The 22,311-nt window shown below is 44.7% G+C and carries 16 protein-coding genes; 7 read left to right on the top strand and 9 right to left on the bottom strand.

Annotated elements, in window-relative coordinates; translation table 11 throughout:
• Positions 1-98 precede the first annotated feature (98 nt).
• Positions 99-542, bottom strand: a complete 444-nt coding sequence (locus tag CFE23_RS06490; RefSeq protein ID WP_291085807.1) for a nucleoside deaminase — start codon at positions 540-542, stop codon at positions 99-101.
• 60 nt (positions 543-602) lie between these two features.
• Here CFE23_RS06490 and CFE23_RS06485 point away from each other — a divergent pair, with 60 nt between their 5' ends.
• A complete protein-coding gene (locus CFE23_RS06485; protein ID WP_291085804.1) occupies positions 603-1,199 on the top strand; it encodes a hypothetical protein in 597 nt (198 codons plus the stop codon).
• Between the two features lie 48 nt (positions 1,200-1,247).
• Complete coding sequence (locus CFE23_RS06480; RefSeq protein WP_291085801.1) at positions 1,248-3,032, top strand: 1-deoxy-D-xylulose-5-phosphate synthase; 1,785 nt, start codon at positions 1,248-1,250, stop codon at positions 3,030-3,032.
• Between the two features lie 11 nt (positions 3,033-3,043).
• Here CFE23_RS06480 and CFE23_RS06475 read toward each other — a convergent pair whose 3' ends face one another.
• Positions 3,044-3,607 (bottom strand): hypothetical protein, encoded by a 564-nt coding sequence (locus tag CFE23_RS06475; RefSeq protein WP_291085798.1) that lies wholly within the window; start codon positions 3,605-3,607, stop codon positions 3,044-3,046.
• 113 nt (positions 3,608-3,720) lie between these two features.
• On the opposite strand from CFE23_RS06475, the gene CFE23_RS06470 reads away from it, so the two are divergent.
• Entirely contained in the window at positions 3,721-6,507 is a 2,787-nt protein-coding gene (locus tag CFE23_RS06470) for a 2-oxoglutarate dehydrogenase E1 component (RefSeq protein WP_291085795.1), read from the top strand.
• Positions 6,508-6,644: 137 nt separating this feature from the next.
• Complete coding sequence (gene odhB, locus CFE23_RS06465; RefSeq protein ID WP_291085793.1) at positions 6,645-7,880, top strand: 2-oxoglutarate dehydrogenase complex dihydrolipoyllysine-residue succinyltransferase; 1,236 nt, start codon at positions 6,645-6,647, stop codon at positions 7,878-7,880.
• Between the two features lie 67 nt (positions 7,881-7,947).
• On the opposite strand, the gene CFE23_RS06460 is transcribed toward odhB, so the two are convergent.
• The 3 genes from CFE23_RS06460 to tyrS all read right to left on the bottom strand — a co-directional run bounded on the left by CFE23_RS06460 (position 7,948) and on the right by tyrS (position 15,173).
• Entirely contained in the window at positions 7,948-10,278 is a 2,331-nt protein-coding gene (locus tag CFE23_RS06460; protein WP_291085790.1) for a T9SS type A sorting domain-containing protein, read from the bottom strand.
• Positions 10,279-10,301: 23 nt separating this feature from the next.
• Complete coding sequence (locus tag CFE23_RS06455; protein WP_291085787.1) at positions 10,302-13,586, bottom strand: Ig-like domain-containing protein; 3,285 nt, start codon at positions 13,584-13,586, stop codon at positions 10,302-10,304.
• A gap of 288 nt (positions 13,587-13,874) precedes the next feature.
• Positions 13,875-15,173 carry a tyrosine--tRNA ligase gene (gene tyrS / locus CFE23_RS06450; RefSeq protein WP_291085784.1) on the bottom strand — a complete coding sequence of 433 codons (1,299 nt, stop codon included), beginning with the start codon at positions 15,171-15,173 and terminating at the stop codon, positions 13,875-13,877.
• A gap of 86 nt (positions 15,174-15,259) precedes the next feature.
• Between tyrS and CFE23_RS06445 the strand changes: the two genes are divergently transcribed.
• Positions 15,260-16,273 (top strand): NAD-dependent epimerase/dehydratase family protein, encoded by a 1,014-nt coding sequence (locus tag CFE23_RS06445; RefSeq protein WP_291085781.1) that lies wholly within the window; start codon positions 15,260-15,262, stop codon positions 16,271-16,273.
• Here CFE23_RS06445 and CFE23_RS06440 read toward each other — a convergent pair.
• The 3 genes from CFE23_RS06440 to CFE23_RS06430 are packed head-to-tail and all read right to left on the bottom strand — an operon-like array spanning position 16,260 to position 18,812.
• Positions 16,260-16,709 (bottom strand): DUF4296 domain-containing protein, encoded by a 450-nt coding sequence (locus CFE23_RS06440; RefSeq protein ID WP_291085778.1) that lies wholly within the window; start codon positions 16,707-16,709, stop codon positions 16,260-16,262. The two genes, CFE23_RS06445 and CFE23_RS06440, sit on opposite strands and share 14 nt — an antisense overlap.
• A gap of 6 nt (positions 16,710-16,715) precedes the next feature.
• On the bottom strand, positions 16,716-18,059 hold the full coding sequence (locus tag CFE23_RS06435; RefSeq protein WP_291085776.1) for a dihydroorotase: 1,344 nt from the start codon (positions 18,057-18,059) through the stop codon (positions 16,716-16,718).
• 27 nt (positions 18,060-18,086) lie between these two features.
• The gene (locus tag CFE23_RS06430; RefSeq protein ID WP_291085773.1) at positions 18,087-18,812 is read right to left on the bottom strand and encodes a polyprenol monophosphomannose synthase; all 726 of its coding nucleotides are present in this window, start codon (positions 18,810-18,812) and stop codon (positions 18,087-18,089) included.
• A 105-nt stretch (positions 18,813-18,917) separates the two neighbouring features.
• Between CFE23_RS06430 and CFE23_RS06425 the strand changes: the two genes are divergently transcribed.
• Positions 18,918-19,589 (top strand): DUF4271 domain-containing protein, encoded by a 672-nt coding sequence (locus tag CFE23_RS06425; protein ID WP_291085770.1) that lies wholly within the window; start codon positions 18,918-18,920, stop codon positions 19,587-19,589.
• Between the two features lie 17 nt (positions 19,590-19,606).
• Positions 19,607-20,356 (top strand): uroporphyrinogen-III synthase, encoded by a 750-nt coding sequence (locus CFE23_RS06420; protein WP_291085767.1) that lies wholly within the window; start codon positions 19,607-19,609, stop codon positions 20,354-20,356.
• Between the two features lie 330 nt (positions 20,357-20,686).
• Here the strand turns inward: CFE23_RS06420 and pckA are convergent, their stop codons facing one another.
• The gene (pckA, locus tag CFE23_RS06415) at positions 20,687-22,288 is read right to left on the bottom strand and encodes a phosphoenolpyruvate carboxykinase (ATP) (protein WP_291085764.1); all 1,602 of its coding nucleotides are present in this window, start codon (positions 22,286-22,288) and stop codon (positions 20,687-20,689) included.
• Positions 22,289-22,311 lie beyond the last annotated feature (23 nt).

Raw genomic sequence — 22,311 nt, 5'->3', positions numbered from 1 at the left:
ATATTTTTTTGGAGCATGATCCCGCTTTCCGCCTTTATCTTTGCTCGTGCCTCGCAAAGGATACCGGCTTCAATCTGGGCTAGGGTTTTGTCGTAAAGTTACTTCCTGCGCTCCGCAAAAAATTGCCGCATCAGTGACGCTGATTCCTCTCCCAAAATACCAGAAATGACCTCAGTTTTCGGGTGCAGTTTTCCGCCCACCACACGGTATCCACGATGGTCGTCGTCAGCACCATAGACCACTTTCGCGATTTGGCTCCAATACAAAGCCCCGGCACACATCTGGCAGGGCTCAAGCGTCACATACAGTGTGCAGCCTTTCAGGTATTTGCCTCCGATAAAGTTCGCGGCGGCGGTAATCGATTGCATCTCAGCGTGTGCTGTGACATCGTTTAGCATCTCAGTAAGGTTGTGGCTGCGCGCAATGACCTTATTGTCAATAACAATCACCGCCCCAACGGGGATTTCGCCTTTGCTGTACGCCGCTTCGGCCTCCTGCAACGCTTTCTTCATGAAGTACTCGTCCGTAAAGATGTTTTCCATGCGGTAAAAATACTATTTTCACAATGCATTCCGTTATCAAAACGAACCAACCGAAACTTTATGGACGATTTTCGCATTTCCGTTCCCAAACCCTGTAACGAAGCCTGGGAAAAAATGACCCTCGAACAAACGGGTAAATTCTGTGGCAGTTGTTCTAAATCCGTCGTCGACTTTACCCGAATGGTACCTGAAGAAGTACAACATTACTTCTTGCACCACAAAGGCGAACGCACCTGTGGCAGATTCAGGAAGGCGCAGCTTGAGTTCATAGACATACAAATTCCCGAGAGGGTGTTGTACAAGCGGCGGACCTTCCGCAAGGCTTTCCTGTTAGCCCTTTTTATAGTGATGGGAAATACGCTGTTCAGTTGCAGCAACGACCGAACGATGGGAGAAGTAGCTGTAGTAGATGATCATCAATTTAGTCCTTCCTATCCGGGGAGGGTATTGTTCATTAATAGGGGCATATTCCCGGAGCACCAAGTTGTGATGGGTATTTCCTGTCCCGACATCCCGTTTGAGGAGGTTCCTCAGCCACCTCCACCGCCGCCCGCCCCACGCATAGAGGAAATAAAATTTGTAGGGCCAAAAACCGCGACGTCGAAGCATCCTGTTGGCGGCAAAGTGGTGCGCCCAATTGATTCGATCCAAAAATAATCTGGAATGCGTAAAACAAAGTCGTAAATTTGTACTTATATCCAATAGATGCCGACCTTACTTTCAAGAATAAATACCCCAAAAGACCTCCGCAGGCTAAAGCCGGAACAACTGCCGCGACTGGCGCAGGAACTCCGTGACTTCATCATCGATATCGTTTCTAAAACGGAAGGGCATCTTGGAGCAAGTCTTGGGGTTGTGGAGCTGACCATTGCACTGCATTATGTATTCAATACACCAGATGACCTGCTTGTCTGGGATGTGGGCCACCAGGCCTACGGGCATAAAATCCTGACGGGCCGAAAGGACCGTTTCGAAACCAACCGGCAGCTCGGCGGCATTTCCGGATTTCCAAAGCGCAGTGAGAGCATTTACGATACTTTTGGCACCGGCCATTCCTCTACATCCATTTCAGCAGCGTTGGGCATGGCATTGGCATCAAACCTCAGAGGAGCGTTTGAGCAACAACACATCGCGGTAATTGGAGATGCTTCCATTGCGAGCGGCATGGCGTTCGAGGGGCTGAACCATGCCGGGGTCACCGATGCCAATTTGCTGGTGGTGCTCAACGATAACGCCATCGGTATCGACCCCAGCGTCGGTGCGCTGAAGGATTACCTGACTGCCGTGAAATCCGGTAAAAATCCGAAGCAGAACAACATAATCAAATCCCTGAATTTTGACTACTCCGGCCCCATAGACGGACATGATTTCCCAGCGCTGATGGCTGAATTAAAAAGGCTCAGGGAAATAAAAGGTCCTAAATTCCTGCACGTGATCACCACTAAAGGAAAAGGAATGCAGCTTGCCGAAGAAAATCAGGTCAAGTACCATGCACCAGGCAAGTTTGATAAGGAAACTGGCGAAATCCATGTAAAATATGAGGCCAATCTGCCACCGAAATTTCAGGATGTTTTCGGCCTTACGGTTTTAGATCTTGCAAGAAAGAATCAGAAGATCATTGGGATTACGCCAGCCATGCCTTCCGGAAGTTCTCTAAAATATATGATGGAAGTTTTTCCCGAACGGGCCATTGATGTTGGGATTGCGGAACAGCATGCCGTAACGCTCGCTGCTGGAATGGCAACTCAGGGAATGGTCGTATTCTGCAATATCTATTCGACGTTCATGCAACGCGCCTATGATCAACTTATCCATGACGTGGCCCTGCAAAATCTTCCTGTAATTTTCTGCCTGGACCGGGCAGGATTGGTGGGTGAAGATGGCGCGACACACCATGGTGTATTTGATATCGCTTACCTGCGTTGCATCCCGAATATGATTGTGTATGCGCCGCTCAACGAAATTGCGCTTCAAAACATTCTTTATACCGCCCAGCTTGGACTCAATCATCCGATTGCAATCCGTTATCCACGCGGGCGCGGGACAGTCGCCTTTTGGGAACAGGAACATTTTGGCAAATATCAGAAAACAGCAATAGGGAAGGCGCAGCTTATGAAAACGGGAACCGGAACGGCAGTATTAAGTACCGGTAGTATTGGAAACAATGTAATGCATGCGCTTTCTGAAGCAGATGAAACCAGTCATTTTGCCTGGTATGATTTTGGATTCATTAAACCGATCGATGAAGCCACGCTACATAAGATTTGCCGGAAATTCCGAAAAATAATTACCGTCGAGGATGGTGTAATTACAGGTGGGTTCGGTAGTGCCATCAACGATTTCGTCAATCTGCATCGATACAAGACTGCTGTTGAGGTAATCGGGATTCCTGACCGGTTCATATCGCAGGGTTCGATCGAAGAGTTGGAAAAAATGTGTGGTTTGGACAGCAAAAGTCTGGCCGTAAGGTTTCGGTCAAAAATTAAATAATTTAGCAAGCCTTAAAAATAAACCCGCACAAAAGGCATAAATGGATCAGCGTAAATACTTTTATCCCGATCGTAAAGCACATCATAACGCAAACCAACGGTCACATTTTCAATTCGGTAACCTGCCCCCAGAAACAAGGCGGTATTCCAAAAGTTGTCTTTGATATCTGGGGTTCCCGGATAGGAAAATACCGAATTCACACGCACTTCTTCGAGTTCTGCCGACAGTTGGACCTGTTCGAGCGGATTAAACAAAGCGACAATGCTTCCGCCATAAACCCATGATTTATAATTGTTTAAATCGTCTCCTCCGTAATCGCCTTTGACTTTTATATAGCTTCCCTGAAGCCCTACGCCAAGGGCAAAATAATTGTTGAATTGGTAAATGGCTCCGGGTGCCACCGCGATGTTCGTGTAGTCGCTTCCGAAGCTAAGTCCCAGGCCGCCACCAAAGCGAACATGGTCCCAAAAGTCACCGCCAGTTGCCTGATCCTGCGCCAGGGCCAACTTTGGGGCAGCAGCAAAAAAGACACACAGCGCCAATTTTATAATATTCTTAAAACAAATGGATTTCATAGCCCTTTTTTATGATAAGTTTAAGTCATAAATGTAGAAAATAATTATTAGTTTATTGTAATTATCGTACTTTTGCAGGATACTTTTAACAACCAGGACTTTCAACATAAAATATGGACAGGTTTTCCTTTTTAAATGCAGCCCACACTGAATTTTTCGCCGATTTATATGACCAATATTTAGAGAATCCCGACAGCGTCGAACCGAGTTGGAGGAGTTTTTTACAGGGTTTCGATTTTGGTATGACCACATACAATGACGAATATCCTGTCGGAGTTCCCGCGTCGGAAATTGCCAATGCTGCCGCTACGCAGGATGTCAGCCAGATCTCAGAAAAATTACAGAAAGAGTTTAACGTCTTAAAATTAATCGATGCCTACCGCACGCGCGGGCATTTGTTTACCAAAACCAACCCTGTAAGAGAAAGGAGGATTTGGTCGCCCACGCTTGATATTGCCAATTTCGGATTGTCAGACGCTGACCTGAATACGGTTTTCGATGCCGCCAAAGCGATGAAGCTGGAGCCGTGCACGCTGACTGAAATTCTGGGACACCTTAAAAATATCTACTGCGAATCCATCGGTGTAGAGTATATGTACATCCGTAAGCCAGAGGTAATCCAGTGGATCCAGGATAAAATCGGATACAATGACAACATCCCAAAATTCAATGCCGACCAGAAAAAGAACATACTTGAAAAACTAAACGAGGCAGTTTCGTTTGAAAACTTCCTGCATACTAAATATGTTGGACAAAAACGTTTCTCGCTGGAAGGTGGGGAATCCATTATTCCGGGCCTTGATGCATTAATCGAAGCCGCTGCCGAAAAAGGCGTGGAGCAATTTGTAATGGGGATGGCGCACCGCGGAAGGCTGAATGTACTTGCGAATATCTTCGGAAAATCAACCCAGGATATTTTCTCTGAATTCGACGGAAAAGATTATGACGATGACGCGCTTTTTGATGGCGATGTAAAATACCACCTAGGATTGACTTCCGACAGGAAAACCAAATCAGGCAAAAGCATCAACATCAACCTAGCGCCCAATCCATCGCATCTTGAAACAGTCGGTGCTGTTATCGAGGGAATCACCCGTGCCAAGCAGGACCGCTATTTTCCGGACGATTTTTCTAAAGTGCTCCCGATTGCGCTTCATGGAGATGCCGCCGTTGCCGGCCAGGGAATTGTATACGAAATCGTACAGATGGCACAGCTGGACGGTTACAGAACCGGAGGAACAATTCACATTGTGATCAACAACCAGGTTGGGTTTACGACGAATTACCTCGACGCCCGTTCCTCAACCTATTGTACTGATGTCGCGAAGGTAACCCTTTCACCGGTGTTGCATGTCAACGCCGACGATACTGAAGCAGTTGTCCATGCGATGCTATTTGCTTTGGATTACCGCATGCAGTTCGGAAGTGATGTGTTTATTGATTTGTTAGGCTACAGGAAATATGGCCACAACGAAGGTGATGAGCCGCGTTTTACACAGCCAAAATTATACAAGATCATCGCCAGGCATAAAAATCCACGCGACATTTATGCGGAACGGTTGTTGGCGGAAGGCGTTATTGATTCGACTTTCGTAAAAGGTCTCGAAGACACCTACAAAGCAAATCTCGAGGAAAATCTTGAGGCTTCCCGCAAAAAGGACCTGACCATCATCACGCCGTTCATGCAAAACGAATGGCAGGGTTTCAAACAGGCAGACCAGGCAGAAATGCTTCAGAATACCGATACAACATTCCCGAAAGAAACGCTTACGGGAATCGCAAAAGTGATTACCGAACTGCCATCCGATAAAAAATTCATCAGCAAAATCCAGAAACTGATCAACGACCGCAAAACGATGTATTTCGAAACGGACAAGCTGGACTGGGCGATGGCCGAATTACTCGCGTACGGAAGTTTACTGACTGAAGGTTATGATGTGCGGATTTCCGGACAGGATGTGGAACGCGGAACCTTTTCGCACCGCCATGCCGTGGTGAAAGTCGAGGATTCTGAAGAAGAAGTGATTTTGTTACAAACGCTTCCAAACGCAAAAGGAAAATTCAACATATTCAACTCGCTGCTGTCAGAATATGGCGTGGTCGGTTTCGACTATGGCTATGCATTGGCCAGCCCGAAAACGCTGACAATCTGGGAAGCACAATTTGGGGATTTTTCGAACGGTGCGCAAATTATGCTCGACCAGTACATCTCAGCGGCAGAAGACAAATGGAACAACCAAAACGGATTGGTCATGCTGCTGCCACATGGCTATGAAGGCCAGGGCGCAGAGCACTCGTCTGCAAGGATGGAGCGTTATTTGCAAATGTGTGCGAACGAAAATATGTTTGTCGCCGATTGCACGACTCCTGCTAATTTCTTCCATTTGTTGAGAAGGCAGATGAAAACAACTTATCGCAAACCGTTAATTGTCTTCACACCAAAGAGTTTATTACGCCATCCACTAGTGGTTTCTACTGCCGATGAATTTGCGACGGGTACTTTCCGCGAAACGCTGGACGACACTACCGTGAATAAAGCAGACGTAAAATCGCTCGTGTTCTGTACCGGTAAATTCTATTATGATTTATTGGCGGAACGGGAAGCGAACGGCCGCAAAGATGTGGCATTGGTTCGTATCGAGCAACTTTTCCCTTTACCGGTTGAGCAATTGAAAGCGATTATTGCGTCTTATCCGAATGCCGACGATTACGTATGGGCACAGGAAGAACCACGAAATATGGGTGCTTACAGTTATATGTTAATGAATTTCAAAGAAGTGAAACTGCGTGTCGCCTCATTAAAAGCCTATAGCGCACCGGCTGCCGGAAGTTATGCCCGTTCTAAAAAACGCCATGCTGCCGCAATTGCAATGGTTTTTGACAAGAATTTATTTAATTAGAAGCTATTTCCTGCTCTACGCTATATCTTTTTATTTTTAAAGGAAAAATAAAAAGGATGCCGCTTCGATCAGGGCTAAAAAATAGTGTAATTTTGAAATTAGACTAAAACAGACAACACCAAATAAAATTATAGACCATGATTTTAGAAATGAAAGTCCCGTCTCCGGGCGAATCGATTACCGAAGTTGAAATCGCAACCTGGCTTGTAAAAGACGGCGATTATGTTGAAAAAGACCAGGCCATTGCTGAGGTTGACTCTGACAAAGCCACATTGGAGCTCCCTGCAGAAGCCAGCGGAATCATCACTTTAAAGGCCGAAGAAGGCGATGCCGTCAAAGTAGGACAGGTGGTTTGCCTGATCGATACAGATGCTGCAAAACCTTCAGGGTCAGTCGAAAGTCAGAAGTCCGAAAGTCCGAAAGAAGCTCCAAAAGCAGAAGCTCCGAAAAAAGAAGAAGCGCCAAAAGCAGCTCCGGCTCCGGCAGCAACTTATGCTTCAGGAACGCCTTCGCCAGCAGCCAAAAAGATATTGGACGAAAAAAATATTAGCCCTGAGAGCCTTACCGGAACCGGAAAAGGTGGCAGGGTAACCAAAGAAGATGCCGTAAACGCAACTCCTTCAATGGGAACACCAACGGGCGGAAATCGTGGTTCAGAGCGCACGAAACTTTCAATGCTGCGCAGAAAAGTAGCGGAAAGGCTCGTCGCTGCAAAGAACGAAACGGCGATGTTAACGACTTTTAACGAAGTCAACATGACACCAATCAACAAAATACGTAACGAATACAAAGACGCGTTCAAAGCCAAACACGGCGGACTAAGCCTTGGCTATATGTCATTCTTTACCAAAGCGGTGACGCGTGCGTTGCAATTGTATCCTGATGTAAACTCAATGATTGATGGCGACCAAAAAATCTCTTACAATTTCTGCGATATATCTGTAGCGGTTTCCGGCCCGAAAGGACTCATGGTCCCAGTGGTAAGAAACGCTGAAAACCTGACTTTCCGTGGTGTGGAGGCTGAAATCAAAAGATTGGCCATCAAAGCACGCGATGGTCAAATCACCGTTGACGACATGACCGGAGGAACGTTTACCATTTCCAACGGTGGCGTATTCGGCAGTATGCTTTCGACACCGATTATCAATCCACCCCAATCCGGAATTCTTGGGATGCACAATATTATTGAGCGCCCTATTGCGGTAAATGGGCAGGTGGAAATTCACCCGATGATGTATGTGGCCTTGTCATATGACCACAGGATTATCGATGGACGTGAATCTGTAGGTTTCCTGGTAGCGGTCAAAGAAGGTTTGGAAAACCCAGCAGAATTGCTAATGGACAACAATCCAAAGAAAGCATTGGAACTTTAGAAATCTACTTTAGTTTATAAAAAAATCCCGCTCACAAGGCGGGATTTTTGTTTGGTATGAACTGGGCTTACTCCTTAATGATTTTAAAAATCTTCTCCGCTTCCGCAGACTTTACACGGACGAGGTAAATACCGGCCTGCATTGGGTTGAGGTCCAGATTGATGTCTACTGCGTTCGGTTTTATACTCATGATTGTTTGCCCGGTGATATCGGAGATTGTGATTTCTCCAATTTTTTCTTTTGAGGTCACGGTAAGATGATCTTTCACAGGATTTGGGAAAAAGGACAAGCTATAGTCCTGAATGTGATCTACGTTAAGTGTGGACACAAATTCCGTATTAACAGTATTCGTCACAATAGCGGGGTTAGTATCAAAATAGATGTTTGCACTGTTGGGGATAATGTCACCAATGGCGTAGCCGGGTTTAGGCTTTATGGTAAAAACGAGGTACCCTTTTCCGGTACTGCCATTGGCTGAAACAGGAAGACTAATGTTGTTGAACATCCACTCCAAATTATTTCCGGTCCTTTCCAAAAGGTAGTTGTGTGTGGCATAAACCATCCGAATAGAAGTTTCGTCGAGCTTTGGGTCCAGTACGTCCGTTACCCTTACATCCGTTGCGGGGGCAGTTCCCGTATTTTCAAAACGAATGGTGTATGTCAATACGTCGTCTGAAGTAAAAGTACTGTGCACAATCGTCGCACCATGGTTCTCGGCTTTATCGTTTGGATCATATGAGCCTACGACAGTCTGGGTAATGGCACTACTATTATTGGCAGTATTGATGTCGTCCGGAGGGATGGAGGCAGAAACAGTATTGGTGAAATGTTGCCCAAGCGACACTGTTGGAATTGTCGGGGTGTGCATTGTTATATCAATGTATCGGGATTCGTCCGGTGCCAGGTTCACAAAATTATACGTCATGCTGCCTGGCGTGATCACAGGGCCCGTCGGAGATACCCCAACGATTGTCACCGCATTGTCCGATGCAAAATTAATCGATCCCGACGCGATTGTAGACATGCCGTTGTTCCGGTATACAATCCTGTTGACGAAGTTAAATCCGGGAATCGGCGGCGCGCCGTTTTGAAAAACGTCCACTTTCAAATCTTCACAGTTGCCATTAAAAACTACCGGGAAGTTATACGTCGTGATGCCTGATCCGGAAGGCACGGTGATGTTCGAAAGCGCAGGTGGGAAAATGTAGGTACAATTTGACGAATTCCCGACGCTGATGCTATAGACATTAGCAGGATTGGTTTCGTAAACTACTACGTTACCCGTTGGCGTATAGAAACCGTGGTTAACACCATTAATGGTCACGTTGTAAGTATCGTTGTAATCCACTTCACCCACATCCCTCGTGCCATTGGTATTGGCGTCTATAAAGGCGTTGAGCCTGATGCCATCGGCGATTTGAAGCGGGACGTTTGATTGAAGCGTTACTTTTGAGTTGAGTTCATAGCCATTTGAATAAGCCCAAACATCTAAATAGTACAAAGAGTAATAACCATTATTAATGTCATTTTGATCAATTGGTAAATATACCACGAGTGATACAGTAGCTCCGGGCTCTAAGTTATAGAAGTATTGATCCAATGTCCTGACAGTTTGCATCGTACAATTTAAATTATTGGTAACCATCATGGTCAATTTCATCATATCATTTAAATCAACAATGCCGTTGCTATTGGAATCAATGTACTCCCCGGTCAATACGGCGTTTACATCGAGATCCCACAGCTCCTTCCAAACTCCAAAAACGGCGCTACAACCTTGAGCGTCTTCAACCCTGTAGCCGAATCCATGTGTTTCTGGTGGAGAGACTGGGGGTAGTCCGGAATCGGTGTAGGTTGTGCCCGTACCCGTAGCAACGAGCGAATATTCGGCAATTGGAGATCCCAGATATCCCCGATACAGTGACCAGGTTCCCGAGCTGGGCAATCCTGTAATTTCAAACGTGTCAAATGGGTCGTCACAACTGTCCGGTTTGTTTAAGTTCGGTCTCGCAATCGAACACACATTCACCGTAATCACTGCAGTATCGCAAAGTGCAGGATTGGCGTTGGAACAAATCTGGTAGACAATCTGGTAACTCCCGGTAGGCGTTCCCGGCGCTACGTAGATATAGCCGCCGAAATTCGTAGCAAGCGTTACCGATGGATTTGTGGTGGAAATCTGTGTCAGCGTCACCTGTGAGTAGTTGAATGCATTGCCGTTAAGCAAATCATTGTTGATTACTTTTAAAGGATTTTCGCCCTGCGTATAGCTCGTGGAATAGCCACCCTCAATGCCCTGCAGCCCATCAAATACATCGTCATTGGCGACCATTTGCGCTGAAACCCTTCCGGCAATAATTTGTAACAATAATAGTCCTATAAAACTTATTTTTTTCATTTTGGCTTTAACATTAAACGGCGTTAGTTTTTTATAATTCTTATGGATTTCTCCGCTTCCGCAGACGCGATCCGAACGTTGTAAATGCCGTTCGGTAACGAAGACACATCGATGCTTCCATTATTTCCGGAAATTTCTTTCTTCAGAACGACCTGTCCGAGCAGGTTATACACCACCACATTTTCAATTACAGTGGCTCCGGAGATATTCAACATTCCTTTCGTTGGATTGGGATAAGCGGACAGCTTTTGATCGTTGGCATCAGCGATGGAAAGCGTCGATACGAATACTGTATTGAAAGTATTTGTCACAATCGCAGGATTAAAGTCAAAGTAAATATTGGCGGTGTTCGGGATAATGTCACCGATGGCGTAGCCTGATTTCGGCTTGATCCTGTAGGTCAGGTAGCCATGGCCAACAGTCATGTTCTCTTCTACTGGCGGCAATTGAATGTTATCAAAATTCCAGACGAGGTTGCTTTCAGTCCGTTCCATTGTATAATTATCACTGGCATTGACCATTTCAATTGTGCCTTCATCCAATTGTGCATCAAGCATATTTTCTACGCGGATATTTTCGGCATTGGCCGTTCCTGTATTCTCAAAACGGATGGTGTAATACAGGTAGTCGTCCGCAGTGAACGTCGAATGAACGATTTTCTCCCCATGCGATTCTGTAATGTCGTTTGGGTCATAAGAGCCAATAATAGTTTGGGTGACTGCTGAGGTGTTGTTGTTTGGCGCCGCATCGTCATTCACGAAAATCGTGACTGTATTGGTAAGCAAATCGCCCAAGGCAACAGTAGGGATTACAGGAACCTGCATTAAAACGTAGATATTCTGTGTTCCGAAAGGAGGGAGGCTAAAATCATAAGTAAAGCCGGTTGCGGTATTTACAATGCCTCCTTGTGATACACTATTGATTGTCACGATGCTATCATGACCAAAGGTCAGGGTGCCGGATACAGATTGTGCTGAATTGTTGTGGTAAGCAATCATGTTTATGTATGTAAATCCGGGTCTGGGAGAAGAAATGGGGATTAATTCGACATTGACATCTGTGAAAACGGTACCAGTAATCGCAAATTTAAATTCGGAAGACTCTGAAGGGACAGCAGTTATATCCTGAAACGGCTGTGTAGCAACTGTATAATATTGGGCCAAATCATTATTGATGCTGTAATTCAGATCATAAGTATCTGCCGGATTATTAACGCTTATATAATAATTACCTGTAGAGGAAACCCCATCAACCACCGTGCCGTCATTATTTTTTTCGTAATGAAATTTGCCCTGGGTAAATGCTTCTTCTGACAGATCCTGAACCCCATTGCCATTCGCGTCAAAAAAGGCTTTCAACACGATGCTGCCATTCCCATTTCCACCCACAGTTACTGATACGGTGGCATAATCCATGCCAAGGCTTCCGAAGATTTTATAAATGAAAGAATCTTGTCCGGTAAACCCAGTTTCGGGCATATAAGTAATTGTATTGTCAAATCCTGCCGGAGTTTCATTTTCATTTATAATGACATTGCCGTGGCTTGGTGCTTCCTGGATGGATATGCCCCAAAATTGGCTGTTGACGCCAGTGTCGTTTGCCAGTACATCTATTTCCACTGCGGTATTTAATCCAGTAGTGACCATATCATCTACGGCTACAGGCGGTACCTCCTCAGGATCAATTTGGGAACCAATTTGCACCGTAACAGTTGCGGTTGCCGTGTCGCCATTAGCATCAGTTATGGTATACGTAAAAATGTCCACGCCGGTGATGTCCAGATTGGGCTGATAGATAATCGTATCGTCAGTGGGATCCTGCGGAGTACCGTTGTCATTTACAGACACCATACCGCCCATTGCCGTCACTTCCGGCATGGTCGGATTCACGCTAATACTCCCAAATGAAGGTCCGTCCCCGCCGAAACTATCATTTGCCAAAACGTTGATCACAACTGCAGTATCCTCTGATATAGTGGCACCGTCATTAGTAGCCAGAGGGACGTCCAATGTTGGTACATCGGGCGTAATAACTATGAAAGCAACTGCTGTGGCTACAGCAACAAGATTGGCATCTAAATAAGAGTAATCCAAAGAATCGATTCCATTGTAGTTTGGATTAGGGGTGTATGTTATCGTGTCATCAGAGACATCGCCAGGCGTACCATTGTTATTGACCACAGCCCAACCATTGGAAGGTGGAGTGGTAATGGCCAGCGTCCATGTGGTGCTTCCGACCAGGTCATCATTAGTGACGACTGCTATCGTTACAGGGGTGTCTTCCATGGTAACGGCATTGTCATTTACGGCGACAGGAAGGTCGGCGGAAGGAACATCAGGTACAATATTGACCGTCACTGAACCCGTTGCCGCATTGCCGCTGCTGTCGGTAATGCTATAGGTAAATGTATCCGGCCCATTGTAATTGGCGTTCGGGGTGTAGGTAATGGTATCATCAAGCGGGTCTGCCGGCGTGCCATTGTCGTTGATCACAGCCGTACCGTTAACAGGCTGGGAGGCGATGCTTAAAGATCCTGGACCTTCACTGCCGAAACTGTCGTTACCAATTACAGCAATTGTCACAGGGTTGTCTTCATCCGTAGTGGCTATGTCGTTCGTAGCAAAAGGCGGTTCATAAAAACCGTCTTCTGACACATAAAGCGTAACTGTTGCCATCGATGTATCGCCATCTATATCGCTGATTTCGTATACAAAAGAATCAGCACCGTAAAAAGAAGGGTTTGGCGTGTAAGTTATTGTATCATCAGTTGGATTGCCGGGCGTACCCTGGTTGTTTATTACTGCCGTCCCATTCGCAGGGGCATCAACAATTGAAATGCTATACAGGTCTTCACCAAACGCGTCATTTTCAAGTATGTTGATGACCACCGCAATATCTTCCTGGGTAGCGGCATTGTCGTCAATGGCCAGCGGAGGATCGCCTCCTGTCGTTGGTGGAGTAATAACCACCGTCACTGTTGCAGTGGACGTCACCATCGAAGCATCGGTAATTTGGTAAATGAACGTATCCACACCGTTGTAATTGTTATCCGGCGTGTAGGTGATGTAGTCATCTGCCATATCCGTAGGTGAGCCGTTGTCATTTAGGACGACCTGCCCATACGACGGCGGAGAGACAATGGCAATCGGTTCTGCTGCAAGTCCCCCGCTAAGGTTGTCATTGGCCAGCACATAAATGGCTGCCGGTACATTCTGATCTGTGATGGCAAAGTCGTCGACCGCCTGTGCTGAAGCCGTAACACCAAAAATAAGTAGGGATAAAAAGGATAAAGTGTAGTTTTTTTTCATAGTTAATTGTGTTTGACTCAAAAATATAGAATAAATCAATAGGTTGTTGAACGACTTTGTAGACGTATTACTACAGTTGCCGGCAGGGTCTGTGCAGCAGCCACAAGAACCCAGCGTAGGAGACCAACCATTCAACGTATGGAACCAACCAGCCAACATATGAGACCAGCCAGTCAGCGTATGGAACCAGCCGGGATTTCAGCACAACCATTACGTGAAAAAAGCGGATAAAAAAAACCAGCCCGGAAGCTGGTTGTATTTATTTGAAGCGGAAACTCACGATTTCGTTTATACCATGCGAAGGATAAAGTAGTTCTTTTTTCCGCGCTGCAGCAACACAAATGTATCATTGATCAGGTCTTTGGCGGTCAGTGAAAAATCTTCACCTACTTTCTCGCGGTTCACGGCGATGGAATGCTCCGCCAGGGCTCTCCTTGCTTCACCGTTCGACTTCATAAACCCCGATTTTTCATTCAGCAGCGACACGATGTCGATGCCGTCCGCGAGGTCTGTTTTTGAAATTTCAGCCTGTGGCACACCATCAAAAACTTCGAGGAAAGTAGTGGTGTCAAGTTGTTTTAAATCATCGGCAGTGGCATTGCCAAAAAGAATGTTCGAGGCTTGCTTTGCCTTATTCAGTTCTGATTCAGAATGTACAAAAACCGTAATCTCGTCTGCCAGTTTTCTCTGCAGCACCCGCAGATGCGGCGCAGTCTTGTGCTCGTCAATCAAAGCATCGATTACTGCCTTGTCTAAAAACGTAAAGATTTTGATGTATTTTTCAGCATCTTCATCGCTGGTATTCAGCCAAAACTGGTAAAACTTGTATACGGAAGTCTTGTCGGCATCGAGCCAAATATTCCCGCCCTCCGACTTTCCAAATTTTGAACCGTCGGATTTTGTAATCAACGGCGTAGTCAATGCAAAAGCTTTGGTTTCCAAATTCGGATTCATACGGCGCACAAGCTCCGTTCCGGTGGTGATGTTACCCCACTGGTCTGAACCGCCCATTTGCAGCACACAGTTGTAGTGTTTATGCAGGTGATAAAAATCGTAACCCTGTATTAATTGGTACGTAAACTCGGTAAACGACATTCCTTCGCCTTCACCGGACAAACGTTTTTTGACCGAATCTTTCGCCATCATATAGTTGACAGTGATTCTTTTTCCGACTTCACGTGCAAAATCGATAAAGGTAAAATCCTTCATCCAGTCGTAGTTATTCACCATAATGGGTGCGTTCGCTTCCGTGGAATTAAAATCCAGGAAACGGGAAAGCACACTTTTTATGCCTTCGACATTTTTTGCCAGCTGCGCCTCATTGAGCAAATTGCGCTCATCTGATTTTCCGGAAGGATCGCCAATCATCCCGGTTGCGCCGCCGACTAAGGCAATTGGTTTGTGCCCGAAATTCTTAAGGTGCGTCAGCAAAATGATTTGCACCATGCTTCCGATATGCAAAGAATCAGCTGTGGGATCAAATCCTATATAAGCCGTGACCGGGCCTGCTAAAAGTTGTTCCTCCGTTCCGGGCATGCTGTCATGATACAGCCCGCGCCACCGCAATTCTTCGACTAAATTCTTCATTTTTGCTATAAATTTGCGCAAAGATAAAATTTTAAACTTGATTTTGTTAGCGGATTCCGCCAATAACAAATGATTACCTTTGTGCTATGGTTTTAGTCACCGGAGCTACGGGCCTTGTGGGTTCACATCTTTTACTGCGCCTTGCACAGGAAGGGCGCAAAGTGCGTGCTTTATACCGTGACGATGCGGGAATAGAAAAAGTCCGCAACCTATTTTCGATGTATCAAAAGGAGGCGTTTTTTGATGCGATCGAATGGTGTAATGCAGATATTACGGAGGTTCCTTCGCTGCACGATGCCTTTTCGGGGATCACCCTGGTGTACCATTGTGCCGCGATGATTTCGTTTGACCCGGCTGATGAAGAAGCACTTCGGAAAGTCAATATTGAAGGCACGGCGAACATCGTGAATTTCTCTTTATCGAATAATGTCAGAAAGATTTGTTATGTCAGTTCCATTGCGGCTTTGGGCGACCTGAATGAAAATGAACACATTGTGTCTGAGACCACAGAATGGAATGCAGAGCGGTACCACAGCGATTATGCTATTTCTAAATATGGCGCCGAAATGGAGGTGTGGCGTGGGCAACAGGAAGGCCTGGAAGTGGTCATTGTTAACCCTGGGGTGATCATTGGTCCATATGCGGCACGGAGCGATTGGCAACAAGGTAGCGGGAAGATTTTTTCGGAACTCAGCAGCGGCTTAAAATATTACACCAAAGGAACCACAGGATTTATCGGTGTTTGGGATGTTGCTTCGGTCATGCATTGGCTCATGGAGCACGATATCAAAGGAGAAAGATTTACGTTGATCGCGGAAAATGTAAGTTTTGACCAGCTAAGTCTTATGATTTCCGAAGCACTGCAGTGTAAGCCGCCGCATGTTTATGCAAAAAAATGGCTTACGGAAGTGGCATGGCGATTGGACTGGTTTTTATCGTTATTGTCCCGCCGGAGGAGACGGCTGTCCAAAGCCACAGCGCGATCTTTGCATGCAAAGGAGTTGTATGACAACAAAAAGATTGTGGAATCATCAAACTTCAGCTTCGAACCGATGGTGCAGGTGATAAAAAAAACGGCGCTTTACTTTAATTTGCGTTAAAAGAGGAAGCGTTCTTTTTATTGCGTTTCGTTTTTTTGGTTATCACCGATTCTTTCTTCAATTCTTCCTTTATTAACGGAGCTTTTTGAAATTGTTTTGCAGCTTCATCCTCTGTTTCTTTTCTCTTTTCGAGGCGTTTTTCGACCTTTTCATACAATTTGGCATATTTGTTGATATCGCCTGCGTAGTAATGGTCACTTTTGGCAAACTGTAAGCTATCTACCTTGTACTTTTCGTAAACATAGGTCGAAGGGTTAATCTTTTTTTCTCTTATAGCGCCTGGGTCGGACAACCGGATGGCTTCCAATAATGACAGATCATAGATGATATCCACCATCTGGTCCTCCGGAATCAGATTTTTTGGCTTTTCTACCGGATTGTCATTACAGCCTGTCCATAAGAACGCGGCAATAAAAAAGAATGCTAATTTTTTCATGTAACATCATTGTCGGTTAAACAGAAGGCGTTGGCCGCACTGGACATCCTTCACCTTAAAATTGTTGTAAACCAGTTCGCCATTGACAAAGGTATGTGTAATTCTCGACTTGAATGTATAATTTTCAAAAGGGGACCAGCCGCATTTATACAGTATATTTTCTTTTTTAACGCTCCAGGGCATCCCTGCGTCAACGATTACCAGATCGGCATGATAGCCTTCCCGGATGAAGCCACGGTTTTCAATTGCAAATAATTTTGCGGGATTGTGTGCCATTTTCTCGACTATTTTCTCGACTGAAATTTTTCCCTGATGGTGTGCTTCAAACATCGCAACAAGCGCGTGTTGTACCAATGGGCCTCCGGACGGTGCTTGTAGATAAGGCAGTTTTTTCTCGTCAAGGGTATGGGGCGCATGATCGGTAGCAATCACATCAATGCGGTCGTCCAGCAATGCTTCCCAAAGCGCCTGGCGGTCTTCTGCGGTTTTTATGGCTGGGTTCCACTTGATGAAGTTGCCTTTGGCAGCATAATCCTCATTGGTAAACCAAAGGTGGTGAATGCATACTTCCGCGGTGATCTTTTTTTCCTCCAAGGGGATTTTGTTGGTGAAAAGATCCAGTTCTTTCGCTGTTGACAAATGAAAAACGTGAAGCCTGGCGCCGGTTTTTTTGGCCAGTGCCACTGCTTTCGACGAAGACAGATAGCACGCTTCCGTACTTCGGATTAAATGATGCGCCGTGACCGGAATATCTTCACCATATTCCGCGTTGTATTTTTCAAGGTTATTTTTGATGGTGGTTTCGTCTTCACAATGCACTGCAATCAGCATTGGCGTGCTCGAGAAAATTTTCTCCAAAGCTTCGTCATCATCGACGAGCATATTTCCTGTTGAGGAGCCCAGGAATAATTTTATTCCCGCAACATTTCGTGGATTTGTCTTGAGGATTTCTGCAATATTATCATTTGTCCCGCCAAGCATGAAAGAATAATTGGCATAGGAACGACCGGCAGCGAGCTGGTACTTCTGTTCCAGCAACTCCTGTGTCACTGCGTTCGGAATGGTGTTCGGCTGTTCGATGAATGACGTAATGCCTCCTGCGACAGCTGCACGGGATTCAGAGGCGATATCTCCTTTGTGGGTAAGCCCGGGTTCCCTAAAATGTACCTGATCGTCAATGGCGCCGGGAATAAGGTAATTTCCTCCCGCATCGATTATTTTTGTAGCGGACGATTTGAAGCTGATGCTTTCCGCGATTTCGACGATGTATTCGCCTTCAATCAGCAGGTCACCTTCAAAAATGGTCCCTTCGTTGACAATTTTGGCATTTCGTATTAAAGTCCTTTTCATGTTCTTGCGCTTACTTGTCTTATTGGCCTATAGCCTATTGAAAAATTTTCTGATTCTTAAGGAAATTACACCAAAAACGGCTTCTTTGATGATGGAATTGCTCATTTTGGACTGTCCTTTTGTACGGTCTGTAAAAATTATCGGTACTTCATTGATCACAAAGTTTTTTGCGTACGCCCGGTATTTCATTTCGATCTGGAATGCATATCCAATAAATTTTATCTTATCAAGATTGATGCTTTTGAGTACTTCGCTTCGGTAGCACATAAAACCTGCCGTAGCATCATGAATCTTCATTCCGGTGATTGTTCTTACATACACCGAGGCAAAATAGGAAAGCAACACACGGCTTAACGGCCAATTTACCACATTTACCCCCGTCACATATCTCGATCCGATGGCTACATCCGCACTTTCAAAATGACAGCAGTTGTAGAGTTTTTCGAGGTCTTTTGGATTGTGCGAAAAATCGGCGTCCATTTCGAAAACGTATTCATAACCCTTTGCCAGTGCCCATTTGAATCCATGAACATATGCCGTACCCAGTCCGGACTTCTTATCACGTCTCTCCAGAAAAATCCTTCCCGGAAATTCCTGTTGCAATTCGGTAACTTTTCCGGCAGTATTGTCAGGGGAATTGTCGTCGATAATCAGCAGGTTAAAATGCTTATGCTGTGAAAGCACTGCCCTGATGATACTTTCGATGTTTTCAATCTCATTGTAAGTGGGAATGATCACTATACTGTCGGTCATGCTGTAGTAAATTTCACGGCAAAAATAATCTTTTTATCGATGCTGAATCTTAATTAAAGCATAATAAATAAGCAACCAAAAAATTAGTAATTTTGCGGCATGGTGATGGCAATTTCATTTCAGGAGCGCGTATTGGAGAACAAGGATTGGGCGACGGTCCTTTTCGTAGTGTGTTTCGCGCTCTTGGCTTTGGCGAAAACCGTTTTTGAGGGCCGTTTCGCGGAGTTTTCCAGATTAATTTTCTCGGACAAATATATTAAAATCTACAAAGACAGCTCCAACCTGATGAGTTGGTTTACGATTTTGCTTTTCATTGTTCAGGTCATTTCGATTGCGTTTTTCATACAGTTTCTCCTAAGCTATTTCAGTAATGGCCAGATTTCGAAAACGGATTGGGTTTTGTATCTTAGATTGCTCACGCTGACGGGTGTTTTTATCCTGTCAAAATTTCTGGTCGAGAAAATTATTTCGGTTTCTTTCAATATAGAAGAATTCATAGAGCAGTTTAATTTGCAGAAGGTCAGTTACCGAACCTACCTCGGCCTGCTGTTACTTCCGGTTAATATTTTCTTGTTTTACAATAACAACGTTTCGGCTGCCGCAATTTATTCCATTATTTCCATTATTTTGATAATAAATGTGCTGACATATCTTAATTCTTTGAAGATTTATCAAAATTTAATAATAAGTAAGTTGTTTTACTTTATTTTGTATCTTTGCGCACTTGAAATAGCGCCCTACTATTTTATGTATTACTGGTTTACGAAAAAAGCCTAAATGAAAGTTATTATTATATGAAAGTGAAAACAATTTTGGTCTCCCAGCCAGAGCCTAAAGTAGAAAACTCCCCTTACTACGAGCTCCAACAGAAGCACAAAGTAAAAATTGATTTCAGACCTTTTATCCATGTCGAAGGCGTTAACGCTAAAGACGTCAGGCTTCAGAAAATTGATCTCAACAATTACACGGCAATCATTCTTACCAGCAAGAATTCAATCGACCATTTTTTTCGGGTTGCTGAAGAAATGCGTTACAAAATCCCGGAAGGACTTAAATATTTCTGCCAATCGGAAGCCATTGCCTTTTATTTACAGAAATATGTGGTATACCGGAAACGCAAGATATATGTGGGGCAAAAAGATTTTGTCGACATGTCTCCGCTGATCAAGAAATACAAAGATGAAAAGTTCCTGCTACCTGCTTCAGACCAATTAAATGCCGATGCGCCTCAGGTTCTGAACAACCTCAAAGTGGATTGGACACAGGCTACTTTTTATAAGACTGTAATGAGTGACCTTTCTGACCTTGCAGATGTTTACTACGATGTGCTGGCTTTTTTCAGTCCAACCGGAATTAAATCTCTTTTCAAGAACTTCCCCGATTTTGAGCAAAACAATACGAGGATTGCAGTGTTTGGAAGCACTACGCAGAAAGAAGCGTTGGAGCACGGACTTCGTGTAGACATTATGGCGCCTTCTCCGGAAGCTCCTTCAATGACTATGGCACTTGAAAAATATATCGCGAAAGCAAATAAAGAAAAATAGGAAGAAACAAATACTTACAGGAGAGCCATACATTGTGTGGCTTTTTTTATGGAAATCACTTTGTAAACTGCATGATTGCATATTGACCAAAAATTAAGAAAAAGTATGATTTTCCCGTAAAATATATTCGGGAAAATTTGTATTTTACCTTCAGGGAAGGGGATAATGTTTTCCCTAGTGAAACCGCAAGGTTTTCTATTACGTTAAATCCGGATATTTTGTTAGATGTTTTAATTCCGGATAGGGAACTAAATTAGGTCTTGATATAAAATCCGGGACATAAAAAAAACCGGATCTGACGAACCGGTTTTCTGAATTACAATTTTCTGTTTATACCAATGGGCCTCCCGCTAAAATCTCAGCGTTGGCAAACTCTTCAAACTTTTTAAAGTTGTCTTTGAATTTTGCTGCAAGCTCTAAGGCTTTTGTATCATATAAATCCTGATTATCCCATGTATTCCCAGGGTTTAGGATTTCCGACGGAACGTTAGGGCAGGACTGTGGAATGGCAAGGCCAAAAACGTCATGATTTTTATAGTCAACGTGATCCAATTCGCCATTTAACGCTGCGGTGATCATTTCGCGGGTGTACTTTAGTTTCATCCTGTGGCCAACGCCATAGGGACCACCAGTCCAGCCTGTATTAATTAACCATACTTTAACCCCGGCATCCTGCATTTTTTTACTCAGCATTTCTGCGTAGCGCGTGGGATGCAATGGCATAAAAGGCGCTCCAAAACACGCCGAAAAATTAGGCTGCGGTTCCGTAACACCTGCTTCTGTACCGGCAACTTTTGCGGTGTAACCTGAAATAAAGTGATAGGCCGCCTGTCCTGGTGTGAGTTTTGAAATCGGAGGCAGAATTCCAAAGGAGTCCGCCGTCAGGAAGAATATGTTTTTCGGGTTTTTACCAATTGAACCCGGTTGTATGTTGTCGATATGATAGATAGGATAGCTTACGCGTGTGTTTGGCGTAATCGAAACATCACTGTAGTCCACTTCATTTGTTCCTGGTTTGAAGATTACGTTTTCAAGGATGGCACCCCGCTTAATGGCATGGTAAATATCCGGTTCGTTTTCTTCAGAAAGGTTGATGACTTTTGCATAACAGCCGCCTTCAAAATTAAAGACTGTATTTTCACTGGTCCAACCATGCTCATCGTCTCCAATCAATTTGCGATTCGGGTCGGCAGAAAGTGTGGTTTTTCCTGTACCGGAAAGGCCAAAGAAAATGGCCGTATCGCCGTTCTCGCCCACATTGGCACTGCAGTGCATCGGCAACGCATTTTTGTCAACAGGAAGAATAAAATTCAGTGCGGAGAAAATGCCTTTCTTCATTTCTCCCGTATATCCGGTACCGCCAATTAATGCAATCTTCTTTGTGAAATCCAGTATGGCGAAGTTATGTTGTCTTGTGCCATCTACAGCAGGATCTGCCATAAAGCCCGGCGCGCAGATGACGTGCCAGTCTGGAGTAAAGTTTTCAAGTTCGGAAGCTTCCGGCCTTAAGAACATGTTGTAGCAGAATAAATTTGACCATGCCGTTTCAGTAACCACGCGTACATTTAGCCTGTAGTTCTCATCGGCACACACGTAGCTGTCACGGACAAAAACTTCTTTTCCGGACAGATAAGCGGTTACCTTGTTATATAATTTATCGAAATTTTCTGAAGAAAAAGGAATGTTCACTTTCCCCCACCAAACCTGGTCTTTCGTAATGCTGTCTTCAACGATAAAGCGGTCCTGAGGAGATCTTCCGGTAAACTCGCCGGTATTGACTGCTAAGGCTCCTGTTGAGGCTTCACGGCCCTGCCCGGACTGTATCGTAATATCGTGTAATTCATCCGGAGTGAGCTGATATTGGACGTTCGCATTGTGTATGTTTAAATTGTCAAGCGAAATCGATTTCGTAACCAAAGCGTTATTTGCCATAAATTTTAAAGTTGAGTTGTAAT

Origin of the sequence: Flavobacterium sp. BFFFF1 (assembly GCF_002256285.1) — a bacterium.
Lineage (GTDB): Bacteria > Bacteroidota > Bacteroidia > Flavobacteriales > Flavobacteriaceae > Flavobacterium.
The sequence above is the reverse complement of the archived record's forward strand: the minus strand, read 5'-3'. Positions and strand labels throughout refer to the sequence as shown.

What these genes read in the sequence shown, in the direction of transcription:
- CFE23_RS06490 (WP_291085807.1), bottom strand. Translation starts at nt 542, where the DNA reads ATGGAAAACATCTTTACGGACGAGTACTTCATGAAGAAAGCGTTGCAG.
- CFE23_RS06485 (WP_291085804.1), top strand. Translation starts at nt 603, where the DNA reads ATGGACGATTTTCGCATTTCCGTTCCCAAACCCTGTAACGAAGCCTGG.
- CFE23_RS06480 (WP_291085801.1), top strand. Translation starts at nt 1,248, where the DNA reads ATGCCGACCTTACTTTCAAGAATAAATACCCCAAAAGACCTCCGCAGG.
- CFE23_RS06475 (WP_291085798.1), bottom strand. Translation starts at nt 3,607, where the DNA reads ATGAAATCCATTTGTTTTAAGAATATTATAAAATTGGCGCTGTGTGTC.
- CFE23_RS06470 (WP_291085795.1), top strand. Translation starts at nt 3,721, where the DNA reads ATGGACAGGTTTTCCTTTTTAAATGCAGCCCACACTGAATTTTTCGCC.
- odhB (WP_291085793.1), top strand. Translation starts at nt 6,645, where the DNA reads ATGATTTTAGAAATGAAAGTCCCGTCTCCGGGCGAATCGATTACCGAA.
- CFE23_RS06460 (WP_291085790.1), bottom strand. Translation starts at nt 10,278, where the DNA reads ATGAAAAAAATAAGTTTTATAGGACTATTATTGTTACAAATTATTGCC.
- CFE23_RS06455 (WP_291085787.1), bottom strand. Translation starts at nt 13,586, where the DNA reads ATGAAAAAAAACTACACTTTATCCTTTTTATCCCTACTTATTTTTGGT.
- tyrS (WP_291085784.1), bottom strand. Translation starts at nt 15,173, where the DNA reads ATGAAGAATTTAGTCGAAGAATTGCGGTGGCGCGGGCTGTATCATGAC.
- CFE23_RS06445 (WP_291085781.1), top strand. Translation starts at nt 15,260, where the DNA reads ATGGTTTTAGTCACCGGAGCTACGGGCCTTGTGGGTTCACATCTTTTA.
- CFE23_RS06440 (WP_291085778.1), bottom strand. Translation starts at nt 16,709, where the DNA reads ATGAAAAAATTAGCATTCTTTTTTATTGCCGCGTTCTTATGGACAGGC.
- CFE23_RS06435 (WP_291085776.1), bottom strand. Translation starts at nt 18,059, where the DNA reads ATGAAAAGGACTTTAATACGAAATGCCAAAATTGTCAACGAAGGGACC.
- CFE23_RS06430 (WP_291085773.1), bottom strand. Translation starts at nt 18,812, where the DNA reads ATGACCGACAGTATAGTGATCATTCCCACTTACAATGAGATTGAAAAC.
- CFE23_RS06425 (WP_291085770.1), top strand. Translation starts at nt 18,918, where the DNA reads ATGGCAATTTCATTTCAGGAGCGCGTATTGGAGAACAAGGATTGGGCG.
- CFE23_RS06420 (WP_291085767.1), top strand. Translation starts at nt 19,607, where the DNA reads ATGAAAGTGAAAACAATTTTGGTCTCCCAGCCAGAGCCTAAAGTAGAA.
- pckA (WP_291085764.1), bottom strand. Translation starts at nt 22,288, where the DNA reads ATGGCAAATAACGCTTTGGTTACGAAATCGATTTCGCTTGACAATTTA.